Here is a 463-nt window from a genome sequence, read left to right as displayed (position 1 = left end):
CCCCCCCCGCCCGCCCCCCCCCCGGGGGGGGCCCCTCACCTCATCAGTTAAATGCGCGTTTCAGTTCCAGCGTGCGGAGTACCTGCCCGAGGGCGGAATTTTTCATCGCGGGGATGTGGACACCGCGCCCTTTGCGGTGACTTCTGGCGATATGACGCCCGAAAGCTCTTAGAGCGGGATCAATCTCAGGTGCGGTGATATCTGCGCGCAGAATGCGCGAATGACGACGGGGCTTTACAGCGCCTGCGGAAGGTGAAAAAATAGAAACGATCATAAAGTTGACTCCTTATGGTAGTTAACGAAGCCGGAAAAACCGTTCGTGCGATTTTTACGGCGTGGGAGAAGCAGGGTTTACCCTGCTTTTTTCATACCTGCGGTTTGCTTCCCGCCTCTTCTTCCTCCTTCTTAACTTGATCGGTAATGTCTTCAGGTGCGCCCAGAAACCAGCCTTTGACGGGTTCAC

At 56.2% G+C, this 463-nt stretch carries 1 protein-coding gene and 1 pseudogene; both read right to left on the bottom strand.

The genetic code is table 11. The features are described from left to right. Nucleotides 1–43: 43 nt before the first annotated feature. The gene (locus HMPREF9538_RS00255; protein ID WP_004198570.1) at nt 44–274 is read right to left on the bottom strand and encodes a hypothetical protein; all 231 of its coding nucleotides are present in this window, start codon (nt 272–274) and stop codon (nt 44–46) included. 91 nt (nt 275–365) lie between these two features. Next, a pseudogene (locus tag HMPREF9538_RS33120) lies at nt 366–463 on the bottom strand (hypothetical protein); the annotation flags it as partial.

It is taken from the genome of Klebsiella sp. MS 92-3 (assembly GCF_000195655.1).
In the GTDB taxonomy this organism is placed as follows: domain Bacteria; phylum Pseudomonadota; class Gammaproteobacteria; order Enterobacterales; family Enterobacteriaceae; genus Klebsiella; species Klebsiella pneumoniae.
The sequence above is the reverse complement of the archived record's forward strand: the minus strand, read 5'-3'. Positions and strand labels throughout refer to the sequence as shown.